We start from the raw sequence: 20720 nt of genomic DNA on the forward strand, positions 1-20720 counted from the left end.
GGGTTGGGGTGGGGTATTAAGTAATAAATCAAAAAGTTAAGGTTTTCTTAAACAAGGTGTTAGCCCTTAAAACCCCCTCCCAGCCTCTCCCTTCGCAGGGGGAGGAGCTGAAAAATCTATCAGAAGTCATAACCTACAGTGGCTACCACGGTACGTTCCTGACCCCAGTAGCAGTAGCTGGTGCCGTAACAGGCTGCGACATATTTCTTGTCGAACAGGTTGTTGGCATTCAGCTGTACATACGCGCCTTTCAGCTGCGGATTAAACTGCACCAGATTCATACGCAGTGACGCATCGACCAGCGTGGCAGAAGGCATGTGACGGGTGTTTTCGTTATCCGCCCATTGTGTGCCGATGTAACGCACGCCCGCACCCATATCCACCCCAATCGGCGTGTTGTACTGACCCCAGATGGACGCCATTTGTTTTGGCGTCACATACGGCGTGTTGCCGTTGTTTTCAGCGGAATCACGGATACGCACTTTGTTATAGGTATAACCGGCCATGACGTTGAAGCGTTCGGTAACCTGTTTCTTGGCTTCCAGCTCCAGACCCTGCGAACGGATTTTCCCTGCCGGCTCATAATAACTGCCGACCACCACGCGGTTACCCACGTCTTTTTGCGTCAGATCATACAACGCCGCGCTGTACATATCGGAGGTGCCGACCGGTTGGTATTTGATCCCGGCTTCGTATTGCTCGCTCTGCATCGGTTTCAGCAGGGTGCCATCAGCGCCCGGCAGGGCAGACGGTGTCATCGCCTGGCTGTAGCTGACGTACGGAGAAATGCCGCTGTCAAAGGCGTACAGCAGGGAAGCACGGCTGTTGAAATGACTGTCTTTACGTTCGCTGTTGCTGGTGGTGCCGTAGATGCTTTCGTAGCTGCGGCTGGAGGTTTTCAGCGTGTCGTAACGGCCTGACAGAGTCAGATACCATTTGTTCCAGTTCATCTCATCTTGCAGATAAGTGCCCATCTGCTCATAACGGTTTTTACCGCGCTTAAGGCTGTAATAATCCAGCGCATCACCGCCCACACCGGTATACGGGTTGAGGTTTTCTGCGTAGGCACCGTCAGATTTCACGTCATTGATAAAGTGGGAGTAGTCAAAGCCCAGCACCACTTTATGCGCCAGTTCACCGGTGGCGAAATCGGCTTCCAGCTGGTTATCAATCGCGAAGGTATCCAGAGACGATTTTTCACCGGAATAGTAACGGCTCATCTCGGTACGATCCGCATTCCAGCCCGCCTGATACACCTGATCCAGTTCGGTATTGGAATGGGTGTAGTTGGCGTTCTGGCGGAATGACCAGACGTCGTTAAATGCGTGCTGGAATTCGTAGCTGTAGATTTGCTCCCAGCGTTTGAACTGGTTGCGCGTGCTTTCACCATCGAAGAATCCACGGCTCAGTTTCTGACCGTAGAGGCTGCCGTCAGCCGGAACCGCGGCGTGATAGCCACCGGACGGATCTTTTTGCAAATAAGCGCGCAGTAACAGCGAGGTGTTTTCATCCGGCGTCCACAGTAACTGTGGAGAAATCGCGTAACGCTCTTCACGCTGGTGATCGTACTGCGTGTCGCTGCTGCGGGTCATACCGGTCAGACGGAAGGCCAGCTGATCGTTGATGGCGTTGGTGTAATCGAACGCGCCACCTTTGGTATTTTGCGTGCCGCCGGAAAGCTGGAAGTGACCTTCTTCAGCAAACTGCGGGCGCTTGGTGGTTTCCACGACGACACCGCCGGGAATGCTCTGACCATAAAGGGCAGAGGACGGGCCTTTTACCACATCAATACGTTCGAGGAACCACGGATCCACCTGAATGGAGTTGTAGGTCGCGCCATCGCTGAGAATACGCAGGCCATCGAGGAAGGTGTTGTTGACGTCACCGCCGTGGAAACCGCGCAGGGAAATGGTGTCATAACGCGTGGCACCACCGGCAAAGTTGGTGAAGACGCCCGGCGTGTAGTTCAGCGCGGCGTTCACGGTGGTGGCGTTCTGGTCGGTCATTTGCTGACGGGTGACAACAGAAACTGCCTGTCCGGTGGTGATCAGTGGCTGATCGGTTTTCGTCGCGCTTTTACTGGTTTTCGCGCTGTAACCCTGCGTCGGTGCATCTGCGGTATCCGCAGGTGCGGCTTTGACAACGACGGTATCTTCAGCAGCCATAGAGGCAGCCGGCACAGCCAGCGCCAGGGCGCACATAAGCACCGAGCGTTTGAGGGGGAAAGCCAACAACATATTCATAGTCCCTATAAATAACTCAATTAATTATCGAGTGATTAATTTATGCGTGTGTAATAAACCCAAAAGCCAACATATGTTCCGCACGAAAGCCGCCGCACATTGAAGGGCGGCAACTTAACAGAATCGAGACGAATGTTAAACTTAATGATAATTGTTATCATTATTATTTTATAAACTCAAGGGAACTTTACGCCAAAAGTGTGAAGTGACGCATTTTTATCCGCATGAAATTGATGGTTTTTTGAGTGGCGGCAGAAAAAACTGAGCAAACTCGTCGGAAGAGATTAGGGTTAATAGTGAGTTTTTTAACGTTTTATTTACGCATAAGTCACGGCCGGGAGGCAGGAATGGTTCAGGAGAGGCAGGCGGAATACAGCGATAAATGGGCGGCGGTTGATCACTATCTGGTGAGCCATTTAGTCGAAAGCGATCCTGTGTTAGATCAGGTGCTGAAAAACAATCATCACGCCGGTTTACCCGCGCACGATGTGGCGCCGAATCAGGGGAAATTACTGGCATTGTTCGCACAGATCACTGGCGCGCAAAAAGTGTTAGAGATTGGCACTCTGGGTGCGTACAGCACCATCTGGCTGGCGCGGGCCTTACCGGCGCTGGGTAAAGTGGTGACGCTGGAAGCCGATCCGCATCACGCCCGTGTCGCGCAGACCAATATTGACCTCGCGGGTCTGCAGGACAAAATTACGTTGCATAGCGGACCCGCGTCAGAAACGTTGCCCACACTGGCGGCTGAAGCGCCGTTTGATCTGATTTTTATTGATGCTGATAAACCGAACAACCCGCTTTATCTGGAATGGGCGCTGAAATTGTCGAAGCCGGGAACATTAATTATCGGTGATAACGTGGTGCGGGACGGGGCGGTGGCCGATCCGCACAGCGACGACGCCCGGGTGCAGGGCGTGCGTCGCTTTATTGAGATGATTGAGCAGGAACCGCGGTTATCGGCGACCGCGCTGCAAACCGTCGGCAGCAAAGGCTGGGACGGGTTTGTGCTGGCGCGGGTGACCCGTTAACCGAAGGCTTTAACGCGCCAGACCAAAGCCAATGTCAAACAATGGATTTTCGCTGTCATGCGGCATATCAGACTGTTGTTTGAGTACGGCTTCCATGGATGACGGCAGTTTACCTGCTCAATATTGCGATCTGCTTCGCAATGATTTCAACCTAATAACAGCCCGAGCACTGCGCCGACGGCCAGTACCCACAGCGGATGAATGCGTTTATTGAGCGCGAGCAGGGTACACAGGGCGATCACGCCTGCCAGCGTCAGCGTGGTCGCCGAGGCTTTGGCAATCAGTAATCCGCTCGATACCACCAGCCCGACGGTCACCGGCACCAGCCCGCGCTGGATGGTCTGTCGCCACGAACGGTCTTTGTAACGCTTCCAGCCGCCCATCACGATCAGCGTGATAATGGAAGACGGTCCAAATTTTGCCAGCGAAGACACCAGCAATCCTGACCATCCCGCGACCTGCCAGCCAATCAGCGGCACGATCATCATATTCGGGCCAGGCGCCGCCTGCGCCAGCGCGAACAGGGCGCTGAATTCCTGCGCGCTCATCCAGTGATGCACGTCCACTACCGCACGTTGCATCTCGGGGAGAATGGTATTTCCGCCGCCAAAGGCCATCACGGAAAGTTCGGTAAATAACAGGGCAAGAGAAAGTAAAACCGGCATCAGAATTTACCTCTCGCGCAGATGAAAATACTGACCGGTGCCAGCACCAGCATCACCGGCAGCATCGGCATGCGGAACGCGGCAATGGCAATCACCCCCACCGCCACCAGCGCCAGTTGCAGCCATTTACCGCGCAAAGGGGCGAGCATTTTGATGCCGGTCGACAGCAGTAAACCGGCCGCCGCTGCCGCCATCCCTGCAAATAAATGTTCCACCAGCGGTTCATTCTGATAACGCGCATACACCAGCCCGAGCAGCACGACGCAAATCGTCGGTGCGAGGATCAGCCCGAGTAAGGCGGATAACGCACCGCGCAACCCGCGAAACTCCATGCCCAGCGCCACCGACAGATTAATGATATTGCCGCCTGGCAAGAACTGGCACAGGCCCAGCAGTTCGGTGAACTGTCCGGCGGTCAGCCAGCGGCGTTTATCCACCAGCATGTGTCGCGCCATGGGCAACACGCCGCCGAAACCGGTCAGGCCAAGGACGAAAAAGCCCATAAACAGTTGTCCGCAACCGGGGTGCGGCGCGGTCTGGTCATCAGTATCTGGCATTAATTTTTCCTGCGTTTGTGCTGACATTTTCACCCACTCCCTCAAATGTAATTCAAAGCCGCCAGAGGCGTAAATTCTGTTAAGGATCATGCGCGTGGATGTGCCATGATGTCTAATGCCTTTATTAATGCCAAAAGATACCCTGAGGGTATGGATATGATTGAACTGAAACGTCTGCATGCCTTCGTCACTGTGGTGGAAGCGGGCAGTATTACCCGTGCCGCAGAACGGCTGTTTATCCAGCAACCGCCGCTGACCCGTTTGTTACAGGGGCTGGAGCAGGAGTTGGGTGTTGCGCTGTTAAACCGGCTACCGCGCGGGGTGATCCCGACCGAAGCGGGCGAAGTGTTATTGCAGGAAGCGCGTGCGGTACTGGCGCGAGCCGCGCAACTCAGCGCCGCCATGCAGCGTGCCGCGCAGGGTGAGCAGGGGCGCGTGCGTATTGGTTTTACCAGCTCCGCCGCGTTGCATACTTTTGTGCCCGCACTGCTGCGGCGCTATCGGGAAATCTATCCGGCGGTCAGTACACAACTCGAAGAAAGCGGCAGCGGCGAGTTACTCAGCGCCGTGGTGGCGGGTGAGCTGGATGTGGCGTTTGTGCGTATGCGGGTCAAAGATATGCCGGAATTAGAGATGGAGAAAGTGCTGGAAGAACCGATGTGGGTGGCGGTGCCGGCCGGACACAAACTGGCGTCGCAAACCGCCGGTCAGCCGCTCAGACTGGAAGATCTGAGCAATGAGCCTTTTGTGTTATATCGCCGCCGCGCCGGGCAGGGGTTGTACGATGCCATACTGGCAGCGTATGTCCGCGCCGGTTTCAGCCCGCATATTGTGCAGGAAGCGCCGCGGTTAACCTCCTGTCTGAGCCTGGTCGGCGCGGGGCTGGGGATTTCGATTGTGCCGGGATCCATGACCCGTCTCGGCGGTGAGGGCGTGGTGTTTTTACCGCTGGATGCCGCCACGCAACTCAGTGCGCCACTGTATCTCGCGCGACGGGAAGACAGCCATTCATCGGCTATAATCAATACGTTTTGTGCGCTGGTAAAATCGCAGTTAACGCCAGATTAAAGATGTTGCTCAGAAATATGTTTCTGGGTGGATTCCAGCGTGATGCCGTCGGATTCGATGGCGCTGAGCAGGGAATCAAGCAGGCCGGGGAAACGGGCGTCGAGGTCTTCGCGGCGCAGGGAGAGCAAATTGGCGCGGCCATCCGGACGCTGCCAGATCACGCCGCTGTCCCGCAATACGCGCCAGTGGTGAGTCAGCGTTGATTTCGACAGGCCCTGCAATAAGGTGCCGCAGGGATGTTCGCCGCCTTTCGCCAGCGTGCGCACCACCGCCAGACGTAACGGGTTGCCCAGCGCAGTCAGGACATTTTCGAGGCGGATCTGCTCGCGCTCAGGGTGGTTGGCTATCATATTGTTCCTTTACTTTCACGTCGTTCATCGGCGGCCGCGCAATATAGCCTATCCCTTTGCTGCTGTACAACGCGACGGCCTCAGACCAATTTCATCGATAGAATAAAATAATTGTACGAATATACACGTACAATTGTAGTATACTCTCCGCATTAAGAATTTTAGTACTCAATACTTTGTGACGGGACGTGAAAACCACTCTCCGCCAACTTAGCCATCAACCAGTAAGGACGTTATATGGCTCGCAAAACGCCAATCGAGCGCTACCGCAATATCGGTATCTCAGCACACATCGACGCAGGTAAAACCACCACCACCGAGCGTATTCTTTTCTATACCGGCATGAATCATAAGCTGGGAGAAGTGCATGACGGCGGTGCGACCACAGACTGGATGGCTCAGGAGCAGGAGCGCGGTATCACCATTACGTCTGCCGCCGTGACCTGTTTCTGGCGCGGGATGGATCACTCGTTCGATGAGCACCGTATCAATATTATCGACACTCCGGGGCACGTGGATTTCACCATTGAGGTGGAACGTTCCATGCGTGTTCTCGATGGTGCCGTCATGGTGTATGACGCCGTCGGCGGCGTGCAGCCGCAGTCTGAAACCGTGTGGCGTCAGGCCAATAAATACAAAGTGCCGCGTCTGGCCTTCGTCAACAAAATGGATCGTCAGGGTGCCGATTTCTTCCGTGTCCGTCAGATGATGGTCGATCGCCTGAAAGCCAATCCGGTGCCGATTGTGATCCCGATCGGCAAGGAAGAGCATTTCACCGGCGTGGTGGATTTGCGCAAAATGCGCGCCATTTTGTGGGACGACGCGACACAAGGCATGACCTTCACCTATGACGCCATTCCGGCAGAATTGCAGGCGCTGGCGGAAGAGTGGCGTGAAAAAATGGTCTCCGCTGCGGCCGAAGCCAATGACGCGCTGATGGATAAATATCTCGAAGAAGGCACGCTGACCGAGGATGAAATTACCGAAGGCCTGCGCCTGCGCACCATCGCCGGTGAAATTCAGCCGATGTTGTGCGGCAGTGCGTTTAAGAATAAAGGCGTGCAACGGATGCTCGATGCCGTGATCGAACTGATGCCGTCTCCGCTGGATATTCCACCGGTTGCCGGTACAGACGAAGACGGTAACGAAGTGTTCCGTCATTCCGATGACAGCGAGAAGTTCTCGGCGCTGGCGTTCAAACTGATGACTGACCCCTATGTCGGCCAGCTGACGTTTGTCCGCGTTTATTCCGGCGTGCTGAAAAAAGGCGACAGCGTGTATAACCCGGTGCGCGGCAAGAAAGAACGTATTGGCCGTATCGTGCAGATGCATGCCAATGACCGTATCGAGATTGACGAAATCCGTGCCGGTGATATTGCGGCATGCGTCGGGCTGAAAGATGTGACGACCGGCGAAACCCTGTGCGACCCGTCGGATATTATTACGCTGGTGCGCATGGAGTTCCCGGATCCGGTGATCTCGCAGGCCATCGAGCCGAAGACCAAAGCCGACCAGGAAAAAATGGGCATCGCGCTGTCACGGCTGGCCTCGGAAGACCCGTCGTTCCGCATCCGTACGGATGAGGAATCCGGCCAGACGATCATTTCCGGGATGGGCGAATTGCATCTGGAAATCATCGTCGACCGTATGAAACGTGAATTCGGCGTGGAAGCCAACATCGGCAAACCGCAGGTAACGTACCGTGAAACGGTGCGCAAAACGGTGAAAGATGTCGAAGGCAAGTTTGTGCGTCAGTCCGGCGGTAAAGGTCAGTACGGTCATGTGGTCTTCACGCTCGAACCGTTGCCGGCAGGCACAGGTTTTGAGTTTGTCGATGCGACCAAAGGGGGCGTGGTGCCGCGCGACTATATCCCGGCGGTAGAAAAAGGGGTCACGGAAGCGCTGAACAACGGCATTCTGGCCGGTTATCCGGTGGTGGATGTGAAAGTCACGCTGACCTTCGGTTCCTACCACGAGGTCGATTCCTCGGAAATGGCGTTCAAAATGGCCGCGATCTTTGGTTTCAAGGAAGCGGCGAAACGTGCAGATCCGGTGATCCTCGAACCGATGATGAAAGTGGAAGTAGAAACACCGGAAGAGTATGCCGGTGGCGTGATGGGCGATTTGTCATCGCGTCGCGGCACCGTGCAGGGCATGGAAGAGATCGCGGGCGGCGGCGGTAAAATTATCAAAGCCGAAGTGCCGCTGTCTGAAATGTTCGGCTACTCCACCGTTTTGCGGTCGATGTCGCAAGGGCGTGCAACCTACAGCATGGAATTCAACCACTATGCCGAGGCACCACGCAATGTTGCTGAAAACATCATTGCGTCGCGTGGTAAATAAGCAAAAACGGCGTAATCTTCGCCAGAGACAAAACGGTCCGCAAGGGCCGTTTTTTTGGCCGTAGAAAAGGATTTAATAGTTTATGCCTTTATTGTGTGACACGATAATGCGCATCTCGGGTGTGTATGAAGAGGGTGTTATGTCATCAGTAGCCGGAAATAAAAAACGAACCAATGTCACGCTGAGTGCCGATTTACTAGAACAGGCCAAAGTGTTCGGCATTAATCTTTCAGCAACGTTTGATAAAGCGTTAGGAGAAGCGGTGAAAGAGAAGCAAAGGAAACTTTTCTTAGAGGAAAATCAGCAAGCAATGGATTCCTGCAACGCCTTCACTGAAAAGGCAGGACTCTTTTCTCAGGGACGCGGAGTGTTGTAATGGCGCAATTTGATGTATACGAAAATCAGGGAGAAGGAAAAAATCTTTATCCCTATTTTATGGATATTCAGAATCCCTTATTTGAAAGACTCAATGAGCGGATCGTGGTGCCGCTAACTGCACTTAGCAACCTGAAACCCATCAGGCATCTGCATCCCCTTATCAGGATCCAAAATCATCAATACGTGTTGATGACTAATCTCCTGACCAGCGTGAGTGCGACGCAGCTACGCCATGAACCTGTGTTAAATGCAGATATTCATCGTGCTGATGTTGTTGCAGCCCTGGACTTACTGGTGATGGGAATTTAAGGCGCAGAATTCTGCGCCTTATTTTACGCGGTTATCTAGCTGACCAGTTTACTGACGATGGTTGCCACGTGTTTGCCCTGATGCACGGCAATACGCAGTTCTTCCGCGCTTGGCTGACGGGAACCGTCGCCACCGGCGATCGTCGTGGCACCATAAGGCGTGCCGCCGCGAACCTGTGAAATATCGAACAGTTCAGGTGTGGTGTAACCGATCGGGACGATGATCATGCCGTGGTGGGCGAGGGTGGTCCAGGTCGAGGTGATGGTCATTTCCTGACCGCCGCCGGTGCCGGTTGAGCTGAATACGCTGGCGACTTTGCCTGCCAGTGCGCCTTTGGCCCACAGGCCTCCGGTCTGATCGAGGAAGGTGCGCATCTGGCCGGTCATGTTACCGAAGCGGGTCGGCGTACCGAAAATAATGGCATCGTAATCAGCGAGTTCAGCCGGAGAGGCGACTTCTGCCGTCTGGCCGGTTTTGCCACCGGCAGCCTTAAAGGCTTCTTCAGGCATGGTTTCAGGGACGCGTTTTATCGTGACTTCAACCCCGGGGACGCTGCGTGCGCCTTCAGCAACGCTTTGTGCCATTGTTTCAATATGACCATACATGGAATGATAGAGAACCAGTACTTTTGCCATCTTTAACTCCTCATGAGGTGATGTTTTTTCCGTATCTTGCGCGGGTTTCTGACCTGCAATACGGGCGAAAAATCCGCTTAAAAATCCCACGTTTACTCCTCCGCCAGCCCGGCGGTTGTGATGGGCAAGAGTGTCCATCGTCCGCCCACAGGCCGTGAGTTACAAACGCAAATTTTTGAACAGGCTCATCAATTAATTAGGGCAATGCGTGCAGAGAAGGTGGGTTTCGCACCTCTATATACTAGAACAGAAGTGCGGGACTGGCGGGAGAGAAGGGGGGAGATATAAACGTAGTCAGAGTGCATTATTCTCTTTCTTTTTCCCAGCTGACCAGCACTGAGACTTCATCCGGCTTCGCAATGAATTTGCTCAGCGTGGCTGTGTGTCCGTCCTTCATCATCACTGACACGGCGACGCCGGTCACCCCGTCGGTCAGCGGGGTTTCCTCGACGCGCTGTAACATTTTCAGGCAGGTATATTGCTGCCCCGGCGGCAGATGTCTGAACTGATCGGTGTGGTGTTTTTTCATATCGGCGTCCTTCCGTAGATTTGTCCGTCACGCATCAGAACCAGCTTATGGGTGCGTTTGTAATAAATCGCTGTGAAAATACCTTTGCGATAGACCTGAGCATCCGCGTTATCTTCATCAAGGTATGCTGCAGTCCCTTCGATATATCCCTGCTTGTCAGCGGGAAAGATTTTGACATCAATCCCTTTAATGCGGGCGTGAACGACTTTTTTGGTTGCCTGCGCATATTGCTTCGCCGAGTTTTCCATCGCCTGCTTCAGCGCCACGCTCTGAATGGACGTCTGACGATTTTGCTCTGCCATGTAACACGTATCTTTTGATATGCCTTGTGACTGACAGTCCGCCATTCTGGACGCCTGAGTGGAGCAGCCTGAAAGGAGGGTCAGCGCAGCAATGACTAGAAGTTTTTTCATTTTTTTTACCCGTATTGGAAAGATGGGGGACGAGTCCCCCCTGAATTTTTACCAGCCGACACTCACGCCAGCGCCGTAACCGAAGTTACTTTGCGTATCGTCGGAGACTGACATTTTGACAATGGTGGATCTGCTGGCATGGAATGAAGCGCCCACGGACAGGGCGTTTTGTGAATCATAACCGCCGACACCGGCACCCACCGCGAACTGTTGGGATTCCTGCACCTGAGGGATATTGGCCTGTGCCATAGCGGAAGCCGATCCGGCAGCGGCTTCTTTTTTGTTGTCATCAACCTCAGATTTTAACGCGGAGAATTTTGAGTTGGTGTAATCCTGCGATTGCTGCAACACCTGAGCATCTGCGGCTGCGCGGCTGTGAGATTCCGAAAGGACTTCAACGTGATCTTCTGCGGCTAATTGCTGAATTTGTTGACCATAATAAATGTGCTCAATTTGCTGCTCATGAGCGACTTTAGCCTGAACGGCAGCGATCTGTTTTTTCGTTTCTGCCTGTGTCTTTTGTGTAGAGCTCTGAGCCGTTTTAGCGAGTACATTAACATCCACATGTTGCATTGAAGTCCGCAGACGGTTCGCTTCTGACATTTCGTCGCTCTTAATCGCGTCGCTGTTGGCGTTGACTTTAGACATGTCGGCATCTTTGCCACCCGCGCCCGTCAAGCCGGTATCGCCCTTAACTCCGTTGATGCCATCTTTACCGTCTTTACCGTCTTTGCCATTAAGACCATCACGCGGTGCATTGGCCGCTGCATATCGTGCGGCAACTTGTTGAGCTTCTTTTTTCTGAATCTGTTTCTCAACGTCCAGTGGTTGACCCGTTGGATCATTTTTCTGACCGTAGTTGGCGAGATCAACTGCGTTTGGGTCGGGGTGCTGGTTTTCAGTGCGGCGCTGATTATCAATCACCAGAAGTTTGCCATTGATTTCGTTACTGACTGCCTGATGATCCACCGTGTCAGGGTGTGGTTGGGGACGCTCATCATAGTGAAGTGAATCGATGATCGATTGTTGCTGATCTTCCGTAAGGTTATGGAAAGCTGCGATTGCTGCAGCTGAGTAAAGATTTTCGTGCCCAGTGTTGTACTGATGTGCCCATGCTTCGGTGGTTATATCAGCATGAGCCACATTGACTGCCCCAATGATTAAAACGACGGCCAGTGCGATTTTATTTGTTTTCATCATTCGTGCTCTAGGGCTGCTATCAATCTTCATTTGTTTTTTCCAATCTTGAAATAAGTATCTGTTAGCGACAAATAAGAAGCGTTATCAGAACGCTATTTTTGTCTCCTTGCTAAAATCATACATGTGGTGAATGTGACTTGCTTCACGAATTCACCGAACGTTTGACTTATGTCAAGAAACGTAAACTTATAGCGCTACATGAATTTGTTTCACTTAGCGCGCTTGTTTGTCGCTAATGGACACAAATTTGAGTGTCTGGAATGTAAAGAATTAGGAATTTTCGTAGCGAATAGCGACGGGATGAAATCTCTATGAGATTCTTGTACAATATGCAGGGTTAAAAAAATGGGAGATAAGTGAATGGCAGATAACGCAAATGAGTTCCTGGACTATGTCCGGAGGCTGGATATCGATCAGCCCGCGTTGTGTATCCTGTTGGGACTGCCGCGCAGCACGTTAAATAAGTGGATCAACGGCACGGTGACGCAAATCCCACAAGTGGCCGTTACTGCTGTCAGAATGCTTTGGTACATGCGCAACAGTGATGAAGCATTATTTGAAAAGTGGGCGATAGTGCAGGATTTTGGTGTGACTGCCGACTATGCCGTCAATGACAGAGTGCAGGAGTTTTTGCATACGATTAAACGTGAACCCAGCCCGGCGATCAAAAAGCTATTGAACAAATAACGCAGCGGGCAGGATGTTTGCCGCAGCTGACGGGCGATAAAAAAGGCGATTAACTTTCGGGTTAATCGCCATTTTTATCAGAAGAGCAGGGTGACTTATTCAGACATCAACTTCAGACAACAACGTCGAAAATCATCTTCACCGGTTCGATATTCGTAAAGTTCGCCACATCCGCGACGAAATCTGCAGCATTATCTTTCATGCCTTTTTCGAAGTCTTCCATTGAGAGGCAATAGATATGGCAGGCAGCAATGAATGGGGTCTCTGCCGGTGCGCCCTCGGGCATTTTGTCGATGGCATAAGAATGGCAATACTCGCCCATGCGGCGTTTGATCAGCGGTAAATGCACATCGCGGTAATAATCATGGTCGAAGGTTCCGCCTTTAATGTTCGGGTAAAGCACGCTGTATTTAATCACGTCGTCTCTCGTCTGTTTACGGATAAAAACCAATTTTAGCGTACCGGCCACGGTCGCGCCTCGCCATTTGTGCCCGATGATATTTATCTGAAAAATCATTCATCTGCTCATATGTACTATGCTTAATGGATTGATATTTAGCATGGAATACGCATGGGATTTTTAGGTTGGACAGCGGCAGTCGGAGGACTGCTATTGATCATGTCACTGGCGTCGGGGTGGATTTCCCGCGGACCGGTGACGACGTTTGGTTTGTATCTGGCGGCGGGTATTGTCTGCGGCCCCTGGGTTCTGGATTTATTGCATATCGATCTGGTGGCGTATTCCACCCTCACCGCCCATTTCACTGAGATCGCCATGGCGGCGTCATTGTTTATTACCGGTCTGAAGCTGCGGCTGCCGTTTCGTGCGCAAAGCTGGCGCGTCGGCGTATTGCTGGCCTTTCCGGCGATGTTACTGACAGTGCTTTGTGTCGCGGTGATTGCCCATTACATCACCGGGATTTCCTGGCCGCTGGCACTGGCGCTGGGTGCGATTATCGCGCCAACGGATCCGGTGCTGGCCAGCATGATCGCAGTGAATGACGCTAATGACGATGACGGATTGCGCGTCGCGCTGTCCAGCGAAGCGGGAATGAATGATGGTTCCGCGCTGCCGATCCTGATGCTGGCCCTGATGCTGATTACCGCCCACGACGGGGTGTCCTCGCAGGAACTGTGGCACTGGGCGGGCCGCGATGTGGTGTGGGCTTTACTGGGCGGGCTGGCGATAGGATTTGCGATGGGGAAACTGGTGGGGCTGAGCGCGACACGTTTTCACAGCCGTCAGCGCACGGTCGCTCCCAGTGATTTTCTGGCGCTGTCGCTGATTGCGCTCAGTTATGCCGCCGCGCAGTCTCTCGATGCTTCCGGTTTTCTGGCCGCCTTTGCGGCCGGTGTCGGGCTGCGCAGCGCCGAGGTGCGGGTGGTTTCAATGCATCCGCCGGAGGATCTGACCGACGGCTCGCGTCCGCCACCGGCCGAAGGGATGGTCAATCCGCATCAGCGTCATTCGATGCAGGCAGAAATGCCGCGTAATTCTATCGGGCTGATGGTCGGCGATGCGCTTTCCTTTGGCGATACCATTGAACGCATTTTTGCCGCCGGGATTGTCATGGTGCTCGGCATCACGCTGGCTGAGCACTGGGAACCGATGGGATTACTGATCGCGGCGCTGCTGTTTATCGTCATCCGTCCGCTGGCGGTGTATATCACCACCCTTGGCGTCCATGTGCCTAAGGGCAGGCGGCTGATGATCGGCTGGTTTGGTATCCGGGGCATCGGCAGCATGAACTATATCGCCTACGCCTGGACGCACGGGTTGCATGGCGCGGACGCCAATTACATGACCAATATTGCCTTTACGGTGATTGTTACCAGCGTGGTGATCCACGGCGTAACGGTATCGCCGGTATTACACTGGCGTCAGGCGAGACAGGAAGCGGCGCGGGAAGAACGCGAAGAACGGGAAAAAAATCAGGAAAAAGAGGCATAAAAAACGGACGCCCGATGGCGTCCGTTTTGCTGTCAGGCGATCTGTTTTTTGCCCATACTGAGCATGAACAGCACGGCGGCACAGAGTACGACCGAAGGGCCTGCCGGAGTGTCATAAAACGCGGAGAAGGTCAGGCCCGCAGTGACTGCAATAATGCCCACGGCCACGGCAACGGAGGCCATCTGTTCCGGCGTTTTGGCGAAACGACGCGCCGTGGCAGCAGGAATAATCAGCAGGGAGGTGATGATCAGCGCACCGACAAATTTCATGGCCAGCCCGATGGTCAGGGCGGTGACCAGCATCAGAATGATCCGCGACCGTTGCAGGTTCACGCCATCGACATGGGCGAGTTCCGGACTGATGGTCATGGAAAGCAATGCGCGCCATTGCCAGCACAAGACCGCAATGACCACCGTGACACCGGCCGCAATCATCCAGATATCGCTGTAAGTGACTGACAGCAAATCGCCGAACAGATACGCCATCAGATCCACCCGCACCCCGGACATCAGGCTGACCACGACCAGACCGAGCGACAGCGCGCTGTGCGCCATGATCCCCAGCAGGGTATCCACCGCGAGATGCGGTTTGCGCTCTAGCGCGACCAGCAGGATAGCCAGTAACAGCGTGACGGCGATAACGGTATAAAACGGATTGATATTGAGCAGCAGGCCAAAAGCGACACCGAGCAGTGACGCGTGCGCCAGCGTGTCGCCAAAATAGGACATACGACGCCAGACCACGAACGAACCCAGCGGACCGGCCGCGACAGCCAGTAACACACCGGCCAGCCAGCCCGGTAATAACAGCGCAATCATGCGTCACGACCTCCGGTATTACGTAAAATGATCTTCCCTTTTAAATCATGACGATGGTTGTGATTGTGGCGATAAATCGCCAGTTGCTCCGCGCCACGGTTGCCGAACATGGCAATAAATTCCGGATGCGTGGAGACCACTTCCGGCGAGCCGGAACAGCAGATGTGCTGGTTCAGGCACAGCACTTCATCCGTTTTTGCCATCACCAGATGCAAATCATGCGACACCATCAGCACCGCACAACCCAGTTCGCAGCGCAGGCTGTCGATCAGGTTGTAAAGCGCGAGTTGCCCGTTGACGTCAACGCCTTGCGTCGGTTCATCCAGCACCAGCAATTGCGGGCTGTTCATTAATGCACGCGCCAGCAGGACTCGCTGATTCTCACCACCGGACAATTTCTGCATCGGCTGATCCAGCAGATGCGCGGCCTGTACGCGTTTCAGCGCAGGCAGGATATCGTCTTTCTTCACGCCCGGTTTCAGGCGCATAAAGCGGCTGACGGTCAGGGGCATGGTCGGATCGAGATGGATTTTTTGCGGCACATAGCCGATGCGTAAACCCGGTTCACAGATCATCGTGCCTTCCGTTGGCGGGATCAGGCCAAGCACAACGCGCACTAATGTCGATTTTCCCGCGCCGTTCGGGCCGAGAAGGGTCAGAATTTTTCCCGGCTGCAAGCTGAGCGAGATGTTAGACAACACGCGTCGCGAACCGAAGGTCACTGAAATATTTTGGAGCGTAGCTAAAGTGGGCATGTCATAGGGTCTTGCAGAACAAATCGGATGTTATAATATTGCGTTTCGCGAAAAATAACCAGTTTTCCCCCAACCTGAAGATGAGTTCACCCCGCATGATACAGAAAAAAAGCGTTAAACGGATGTTTCTGGCCGCCGCAATATTGAGTTCAGGAGCCGTTTTCAGCGCGCAGGCTGCCGTTCTTGCCTCCGTCCGTCCGCTGGGGTTTATCGCATCAGCCATTGCTGACGGGGTGATGCCGACCGAGATTTTGCTGCCGGATGGCGCATCGCCACATGATTTTGCCCTGCGTCCTTCCGACATTCAGCGTATGCGCAGCGCCGATCTGGTGGTGTGGGTCGGGCCGGAAATGGAAGCCTTTATGACCAAGTCAGTGGCCCAGTTGCCACCAAACCGTCAGGTGGCGATCGCCACGTTACCGGCGGTGAAACCGCTGCTGCTCAAAGGCAGTGATGATGACGAGCATGACCATGATCACGGGCATGATCATGACGGCGATGAACACCATCATGGCGAATATAATATGCACGTCTGGCTGTCGCCGGAAATCGCCCGTGAAGCGGCAATTGTGATCCATGACCGGCTCGCAGAGCTGGTTCCGCAGAAAAAGCAACAATTAGATGCAAATTTGGCACGATTTGAAGACGGATTGACAAAAACTGACAAAAATATTGGTACTATGCTGCAGCCTGTGCAGGGTAAGGGATATTTTGTTTTTCACGACGCTTACGGTTACTTTGAAAAACACTTCGGCCTCGCGCCACTTGGTCACTTTACGATCAACCCTGAAATTCAACCCGGTGCACAGCGATTACACCTCATTCGAACACAGTTGGTTGAGCAAAAAGCGACCTGCGTTTTTGCTGAGCCACAATTCAGGCCAGCCGTCATCACGGCTGTTGCCCAGGGAACAAAAGTGCGTATGGGCACATTGGATCCGCTGGGGAGCGGCATTGCACTGGGTGCGGACAGCTATGTGAACTTTCTGTCACAGCTGACGAACCAGTACCTGAGCTGCCTGAAGTAAGCTAAAAGGACAGAATTTAAGTGCAGCTGATAGCCCGATCTATCGCTCTGGCGTATAGCAACCTTCCACGGCCCCACCGCATTATGCTGGGGTCACTTACCGTCGTCACACTGGCTGTGGCCGTATGGAAACCGTTAGCTTATCACCCGGACAACGACCTTTCTGATACCAGACCGCTGGTTAAAAACATTACCCTCGATAATCAGCAGTTGCGTTCATTGCTACCTGAAGCCAGTGAACCTATCGACCAGTCTCCTCCCGCTGACGACGATATCCCGCAAGATGACCTTGACGATAAAACCGTCAATGAAGCGGGTGTTCATGAATATGTCGTGTCAACCGGCGATACCCTCAGCAGTATCCTGAATCAGTACGGCATTGATATGTCGGAAATCGCCGCGCTGTCTGACGCTAACCGTGATTTACGTAACCTGAAAGTCGGGCAGCAGATCTCCTGGACACTCAATGATGCCGGTGATTTACAGCGTCTGACCTGGGAAAAATCGCGCCGTGAGACGTACACCTTTGACCGCTCCGGCAACAGCTTTAAAGCCTCGCTGGAAACCCTGAAAGGCGAATGGCGGGATTCCGTCGTCAAAGGCTCGCTGAACGGCAGCTTTGTCACCAGCGCGAAAGCGGCGGGGCTGAGCAGCGGCGAAGTCAGCGCGGTGATTAAAGCACTGCAATGGCAACTCGATTTCCGCAAACTGAAGAAAGGCGACGACTTTGCCGTGCTGATGTCCCACGAAGTGCTGGACGGTAAGAACGAGCAAAGCGAATTGCAGGCCGTGCGTATGCGTACCGGCGGCAAAGATTATTACGCCGTGCGTGCCGAAGACGGCAAGTTCTATGACCGCAGCGGCAGCGGGCTGGCGAAAGGCTTCCTGCGTTTCCCGACCGGCAAACAATACCGTGTCTCCTCTAACTTCAACCCGCGTCGTCTCAATCCGGTGACGGGCCGCATTGCGCCACACCGTGGTGTCGATTTCGCCGTCCCTGTCGGGACGCCGGTGCTGGCTGTCGGTGATGGCGAAGTGGTGGTTGCCAAAAATGGCGGCGCAGCGGGTAACTATGTGGCGATCCGCCACGGTCGTCAGTACATGACCCGTTATATGCATCTGCGCAAAATTCTGGTGAAACCGGGTCAGAAAATTAAACGCGGTGACCGCATCGCGCTTTCCGGTAATACCGGCCGTTCCACCGGTCCGCATCTGCACTTCGAAATGTGGATTAACCAGCTGGCAGTGAATCCGCTGACCGCTAAATTGCCGCGTACCGAAGGGCTGACAGGTAAAGATCGCAGTACTTATCTGGCCACCGTTCGTCAGGTTGTTCCTCAGCTGAAGTTTGACTGATCGCTTAGGTTTTAATGATTAGCCGCCGTGATTTATTGCAAAATAACTCACGGCACTTATCATTAAGCCAGAATTTGATATAAGAGCCTGAGCATGCAGCCAGAAAAAGAAAAACGATCCAACGTAGAGTTCATCCCACAGTTTCAGAAAACCTTTTATCATCCACGTTACTGGGGCGTCTGGCTGGGCGTCGGTGCGATGGCCGGTATGGCGTATTTGCCCGCAAAAGTCCGTGACCCGATCTTAGGCAGTCTCGGCCGTCTGGCCGGAAAGTTTGCCAAAGGCGCGCGTCGCCGTGCACAAATCAATTTGTTGTATTGCCTGCCGGAAACCCCGGAAGCTGAGCGTGAGCACATCATTGATGAGATGTTCGCGACAGCGCCGCAATCGATGGTGATGATGGCTGAACTGGCGATCCGCGATCCCAAAAAAGTCATGCAGCGCGTTCACTGGCACGGCAAAGACATTGTCGATCAGATGAAAGCGGAAGGTAAAAATGTGATTTTCCTGGTGCCCCACGGCTGGGCGGTGGATATTCCGGCGATGCTGATGGCGGCGGAAGGTCAGCCAATGGCGGCCATGTTCCATAATCAGAAAAACCCGCTGACTGATTATCTGTGGAATACCGTGCGCCGCCGTTTTGGTGGCCGCATGCATGCCCGCAACGACGGCATCAAGCCGTTTATCAGTTCGGTACGTCAGGGTTACTGGGGCTACTATTTGCCGGATCAGGATCACGGTGCGGAACACAGCGAATTCGTGGATTTCTTCGCGACCTATAAAGCGACATTGCCTGCGGTGGGTCGCCTGATGAAAGTCTGCCGCGCCGCGATCGTGCCGCTGTTCCCGGTGTATAACGGCCATGAACAACGTCTCGATATCTACGTACGCCCGCCGATGGACGATCTGGCAACGGCGGACGATAACCGTATCGCGCGCAGAATGAATGAGGAAGTGGAGGTGCTGGTCGGGCCGAATCCGGAGCAATACACCTGGATCCTCAAACTGCTGAAAACCCGTAAACCGGGCGAGCCGGAACCCTATTCGCGCAAAGAACTTTACCCTAAAAAGTAAGCGAATAAAGATCTGAAAAGCTGAGGCTCGCACCTCAGCTTTTTTTTAAGCTTTTTTCACGGAACGTCGGAGAAATACCGCGATCAGCACTGCCCCGGCCACGCCGGAGAACATGCCTGTGAGCATAAAAATCCCGTTGCCGCAGGCAAAATAGAGTTGCTTGGCGACTTCGATGCCCGCCGCAAACACGGCGATGGTGATCAGCCCCAGCGCGGCCGCGACGGTGCCTTTGCCGGTCGGGCTGGAAAAGAGCGTCAGGCGGTAAAGTCCGGCATTCACCAGCCCTGATCCCAGCGCATAAAGGCTCAGCCCGCCAATGATCCACAGCCAGGCATGCACCATAAACAGCGACGCATACGCGCTGATTGCAAGGCCGAGGACAATCGGAATGATGCCCGACCAGACCGGTGTGCGGATATTCACTTTTCCGCTGAGTTTGCTCAGGGTGATGTTACCGATGATCAGCCCGGTGAACACCGGCACCTGCAACCCTCCGTACTGAAGCGGCGTCATTCCCGCATCCTGAATCAGCCACACCGGCGACTGTGCCACCCAGGCCAGCAGAGGAAGGGTGATCAGCCCGATGGACAGCGAACCGAGCATCACGCCGGAATTGCTGAAGACTTCACGGTAATCGCTCAGCAGTCGGCGCAGGGAGAAGCGTTCGCCACGACCTGACACGGTTTCCGGCATGCTGCGCCATAATCCCCAGAATGACAAAGCCGAGACCAGAGCAAACAACGCAAACATCGCTTTCCACGGTGCGTAATGAATAAACGCCGCGCCCGCCAGCGGTCCGAGCAGCGGGGCGATCAGGGTAATGTTCGCCATCAGCGCCATCAGTTTGACGCTCAGGGTTTCGCTGAACGCTTCCTGAATGGCGGCGTACCCGACAGCACCGATAAAGCACAGACTCATGCCCTGCAAAAAACGCATCAGAATGAACTGTTCGATATTGCGGGTGAAAACGGTCAGCAAACAGGTGACGGTGAAAAAGGCCACGCCAGCCAGTAAAACCGGTCTGCGACCCAGCCGGTCGGACAGCGGGCCGAGCAGCCATTGCAGCAAAATTCCGCCGCACAGATAGGCGGTCAGCGAGGTCGACACCCAGTCGGCGCTGGCGCTGAAATCACTGATCACCTGCAACATGCCGGGCTGGATCATATCGTGGGCGATATAGGTGGCGAACTCGAATAATACCAGCGACAACGGGAACAGCCACTGGCGCGCGCTGAGTGTGGAGGCAGGCGGTGAAAGGGACGACATAACGATAATTCTCCGGTACTCAACATTGAAAAAGCGCGGCCTGTGAAAGCCGCGCTAAAGTGCAT

The 20720-nt window shown here is 54.0% G+C and carries 22 protein-coding genes; 10 read left to right on the plus strand and 12 right to left on the minus strand.

The features are described from left to right. Positions 1-119: 119 nt before the first annotated feature. Positions 120-2237 carry a TonB-dependent siderophore receptor gene (locus EYY67_RS01845; RefSeq protein ID WP_095921776.1) on the minus strand — a complete coding sequence of 706 codons (2118 nt, stop codon included), beginning with the start codon at positions 2235-2237 and terminating at the stop codon, positions 120-122. A gap of 353 nt (positions 2238-2590) precedes the next feature. Here EYY67_RS01845 and EYY67_RS01850 point away from each other — a divergent pair, with 353 nt between their 5' ends. Continuing rightward, entirely contained in the window at positions 2591-3274 is a 684-nt protein-coding gene (locus tag EYY67_RS01850) for an O-methyltransferase (RefSeq protein WP_131692688.1), read from the plus strand. Positions 3275-3420: 146 nt separating this feature from the next. Here the strand turns inward: EYY67_RS01850 and EYY67_RS01855 are convergent, their stop codons facing one another. Then, positions 3421-3939, minus strand: coding sequence for a chromate transporter (locus EYY67_RS01855; protein WP_131692689.1), 519 nt, complete (start codon positions 3937-3939; stop codon positions 3421-3423). Continuing rightward, a complete protein-coding gene (locus EYY67_RS01860; RefSeq protein ID WP_095921779.1) occupies positions 3939-4523 on the minus strand; it encodes a chromate transporter in 585 nt (194 codons plus the stop codon). Before EYY67_RS01860 ends, EYY67_RS01855 begins: the two co-directional genes overlap by 1 nt. Before the next feature lie 123 nt (positions 4524-4646). On the opposite strand from EYY67_RS01860, the gene EYY67_RS01865 reads away from it, so the two are divergent. Continuing rightward, entirely contained in the window at positions 4647-5564 is a 918-nt protein-coding gene (locus EYY67_RS01865; RefSeq protein WP_195817035.1) for a LysR family transcriptional regulator, read from the plus strand. Here EYY67_RS01865 and EYY67_RS01870 read toward each other — a convergent pair. Then, on the minus strand, positions 5561-5914 hold the full coding sequence (locus tag EYY67_RS01870) for an ArsR/SmtB family transcription factor (protein ID WP_013575288.1): 354 nt from the start codon (positions 5912-5914) through the stop codon (positions 5561-5563). The genes EYY67_RS01865 and EYY67_RS01870 overlap by 4 nt on opposite strands. A gap of 237 nt (positions 5915-6151) precedes the next feature. On the opposite strand from EYY67_RS01870, the gene fusA reads away from it, so the two are divergent. From fusA to EYY67_RS01885, 3 genes are all read left to right on the plus strand, one after another. After that, positions 6152-8257, plus strand: coding sequence for an elongation factor G (fusA, locus tag EYY67_RS01875; RefSeq protein ID WP_131692690.1), 2106 nt, complete (start codon positions 6152-6154; stop codon positions 8255-8257). 139 nt (positions 8258-8396) lie between these two features. Beyond that, the gene (locus tag EYY67_RS01880; RefSeq protein WP_119262237.1) at positions 8397-8633 is read left to right on the plus strand and encodes a type II toxin-antitoxin system CcdA family antitoxin; all 237 of its coding nucleotides are present in this window, start codon (positions 8397-8399) and stop codon (positions 8631-8633) included. After that, positions 8633-8944, plus strand: coding sequence for a CcdB family protein (locus tag EYY67_RS01885; RefSeq protein WP_095921782.1), 312 nt, complete (start codon positions 8633-8635; stop codon positions 8942-8944). Before EYY67_RS01880 ends, EYY67_RS01885 begins: the two co-directional genes overlap by 1 nt. Before the next feature lie 35 nt (positions 8945-8979). On the opposite strand, the gene wrbA is transcribed toward EYY67_RS01885, so the two are convergent. From wrbA to EYY67_RS24650, 4 genes are all read right to left on the minus strand, one after another. Beyond that, a complete protein-coding gene (gene wrbA, locus EYY67_RS01890; protein WP_165497931.1) occupies positions 8980-9579 on the minus strand; it encodes an NAD(P)H:quinone oxidoreductase in 600 nt (199 codons plus the stop codon). Between the two features lie 304 nt (positions 9580-9883). Further along, the gene (locus EYY67_RS01895) at positions 9884-10108 is read right to left on the minus strand and encodes a hypothetical protein (protein WP_095921784.1); all 225 of its coding nucleotides are present in this window, start codon (positions 10106-10108) and stop codon (positions 9884-9886) included. After that, a complete protein-coding gene (locus EYY67_RS01900; protein WP_242675558.1) occupies positions 10105-10410 on the minus strand; it encodes a hypothetical protein in 306 nt (101 codons plus the stop codon). Before EYY67_RS01900 ends, EYY67_RS01895 begins: the two co-directional genes overlap by 4 nt. Positions 10411-10569: 159 nt before the next feature. Then, a complete protein-coding gene (locus EYY67_RS24650) occupies positions 10570-11721 on the minus strand; it encodes a YadA C-terminal domain-containing protein (RefSeq protein ID WP_242675559.1) in 1152 nt (383 codons plus the stop codon). A gap of 360 nt (positions 11722-12081) precedes the next feature. Here EYY67_RS24650 and EYY67_RS01910 point away from each other — a divergent pair, with 360 nt between their 5' ends. Next, a complete protein-coding gene (locus EYY67_RS01910) occupies positions 12082-12408 on the plus strand; it encodes a hypothetical protein (protein ID WP_131692692.1) in 327 nt (108 codons plus the stop codon). A gap of 112 nt (positions 12409-12520) precedes the next feature. On the opposite strand, the gene EYY67_RS01915 is transcribed toward EYY67_RS01910, so the two are convergent. After that, the gene (locus tag EYY67_RS01915) at positions 12521-12925 is read right to left on the minus strand and encodes an EthD family reductase (protein ID WP_242675560.1); all 405 of its coding nucleotides are present in this window, start codon (positions 12923-12925) and stop codon (positions 12521-12523) included. 54 nt (positions 12926-12979) lie between these two features. Between EYY67_RS01915 and EYY67_RS01920 the strand changes: the two genes are divergently transcribed. Then, positions 12980-14359: a cation:proton antiporter gene (locus EYY67_RS01920; protein ID WP_119827218.1), complete on the plus strand. Its 1380-nt coding sequence runs from the start codon at positions 12980-12982 to the stop codon at positions 14357-14359. 32 nt (positions 14360-14391) lie between these two features. On the opposite strand, the gene znuB is transcribed toward EYY67_RS01920, so the two are convergent. Continuing rightward, positions 14392-15177, minus strand: a complete 786-nt coding sequence (gene znuB / locus EYY67_RS01925; RefSeq protein ID WP_131692693.1) for a zinc ABC transporter permease subunit ZnuB — start codon at positions 15175-15177, stop codon at positions 14392-14394. Next, a complete protein-coding gene (gene znuC / locus EYY67_RS01930; RefSeq protein WP_131692694.1) occupies positions 15174-15932 on the minus strand; it encodes a zinc ABC transporter ATP-binding protein ZnuC in 759 nt (252 codons plus the stop codon). Before znuC ends, znuB begins: the two co-directional genes overlap by 4 nt. A 95-nt stretch (positions 15933-16027) precedes the next feature. Here znuC and znuA point away from each other — a divergent pair, with 95 nt between their 5' ends. The 3 genes from znuA to lpxM all read left to right on the plus strand — a co-directional run bounded on the left by znuA (position 16028) and on the right by lpxM (position 19389). Further along, a complete protein-coding gene (znuA, locus tag EYY67_RS01935) occupies positions 16028-16960 on the plus strand; it encodes a zinc ABC transporter substrate-binding protein ZnuA (protein WP_095921790.1) in 933 nt (310 codons plus the stop codon). Between the two features lie 20 nt (positions 16961-16980). Continuing rightward, a complete protein-coding gene (gene mepM, locus EYY67_RS01940; RefSeq protein ID WP_119827214.1) occupies positions 16981-18315 on the plus strand; it encodes a murein DD-endopeptidase MepM in 1335 nt (444 codons plus the stop codon). Positions 18316-18408: 93 nt separating this feature from the next. Next, a complete protein-coding gene (gene lpxM / locus EYY67_RS01945) occupies positions 18409-19389 on the plus strand; it encodes a lauroyl-Kdo(2)-lipid IV(A) myristoyltransferase (RefSeq protein WP_095921792.1) in 981 nt (326 codons plus the stop codon). Positions 19390-19434: 45 nt separating this feature from the next. Here the strand turns inward: lpxM and EYY67_RS01950 are convergent, their stop codons facing one another. Beyond that, positions 19435-20655: an MFS transporter gene (locus tag EYY67_RS01950; RefSeq protein ID WP_131692695.1), complete on the minus strand. Its 1221-nt coding sequence runs from the start codon at positions 20653-20655 to the stop codon at positions 19435-19437. Positions 20656-20720 lie beyond the last annotated feature (65 nt).

The sequence above is a fragment of the Rahnella victoriana genome (assembly GCF_004330295.1).
GTDB classification, from domain to species: domain Bacteria; phylum Pseudomonadota; class Gammaproteobacteria; order Enterobacterales; family Enterobacteriaceae; genus Rahnella; species Rahnella victoriana.

Bases quoted from the DNA above. Each gene is read 5' to 3' on its own strand.
- EYY67_RS01900 (WP_242675558.1), bottom strand. From the start codon at position 10,410: ATGGCAGAGCAAAATCGTCAGACGTCCATTCAGAGCGTGGCGCTGAAG.
- EYY67_RS01920 (WP_119827218.1), top strand. From the start codon at position 12,980: ATGGGATTTTTAGGTTGGACAGCGGCAGTCGGAGGACTGCTATTGATC.
- EYY67_RS01860 (WP_095921779.1), bottom strand. From the start codon at position 4,523: ATGTCAGCACAAACGCAGGAAAAATTAATGCCAGATACTGATGACCAG.
- wrbA (WP_165497931.1), bottom strand. From the start codon at position 9,579: ATGGCAAAAGTACTGGTTCTCTATCATTCCATGTATGGTCATATTGAA.
- EYY67_RS01885 (WP_095921782.1), top strand. From the start codon at position 8,633: ATGGCGCAATTTGATGTATACGAAAATCAGGGAGAAGGAAAAAATCTT.
- EYY67_RS01880 (WP_119262237.1), top strand. From the start codon at position 8,397: ATGTCATCAGTAGCCGGAAATAAAAAACGAACCAATGTCACGCTGAGT.
- EYY67_RS01855 (WP_131692689.1), bottom strand. From the start codon at position 3,939: ATGCCGGTTTTACTTTCTCTTGCCCTGTTATTTACCGAACTTTCCGTG.
- fusA (WP_131692690.1), top strand. From the start codon at position 6,152: ATGGCTCGCAAAACGCCAATCGAGCGCTACCGCAATATCGGTATCTCA.
- znuB (WP_131692693.1), bottom strand. From the start codon at position 15,177: ATGATTGCGCTGTTATTACCGGGCTGGCTGGCCGGTGTGTTACTGGCT.
- EYY67_RS01910 (WP_131692692.1), top strand. From the start codon at position 12,082: ATGGCAGATAACGCAAATGAGTTCCTGGACTATGTCCGGAGGCTGGAT.
- lpxM (WP_095921792.1), top strand. From the start codon at position 18,409: ATGCAGCCAGAAAAAGAAAAACGATCCAACGTAGAGTTCATCCCACAG.
- znuC (WP_131692694.1), bottom strand. From the start codon at position 15,932: ATGCCCACTTTAGCTACGCTCCAAAATATTTCAGTGACCTTCGGTTCG.
- EYY67_RS01850 (WP_131692688.1), top strand. From the start codon at position 2,591: ATGGTTCAGGAGAGGCAGGCGGAATACAGCGATAAATGGGCGGCGGTT.
- EYY67_RS24650 (WP_242675559.1), bottom strand. From the start codon at position 11,721: ATGATGAAAACAAATAAAATCGCACTGGCCGTCGTTTTAATCATTGGG.
- EYY67_RS01870 (WP_013575288.1), bottom strand. From the start codon at position 5,914: ATGATAGCCAACCACCCTGAGCGCGAGCAGATCCGCCTCGAAAATGTC.
- EYY67_RS01895 (WP_095921784.1), bottom strand. From the start codon at position 10,108: ATGAAAAAACACCACACCGATCAGTTCAGACATCTGCCGCCGGGGCAG.
- znuA (WP_095921790.1), top strand. From the start codon at position 16,028: ATGATACAGAAAAAAAGCGTTAAACGGATGTTTCTGGCCGCCGCAATA.
- EYY67_RS01865 (WP_195817035.1), top strand. From the start codon at position 4,647: ATGGATATGATTGAACTGAAACGTCTGCATGCCTTCGTCACTGTGGTG.
- EYY67_RS01915 (WP_242675560.1), bottom strand. From the start codon at position 12,925: ATGATTTTTCAGATAAATATCATCGGGCACAAATGGCGAGGCGCGACC.
- EYY67_RS01845 (WP_095921776.1), bottom strand. From the start codon at position 2,237: ATGTTGTTGGCTTTCCCCCTCAAACGCTCGGTGCTTATGTGCGCCCTG.
- EYY67_RS01950 (WP_131692695.1), bottom strand. From the start codon at position 20,655: ATGTCGTCCCTTTCACCGCCTGCCTCCACACTCAGCGCGCGCCAGTGG.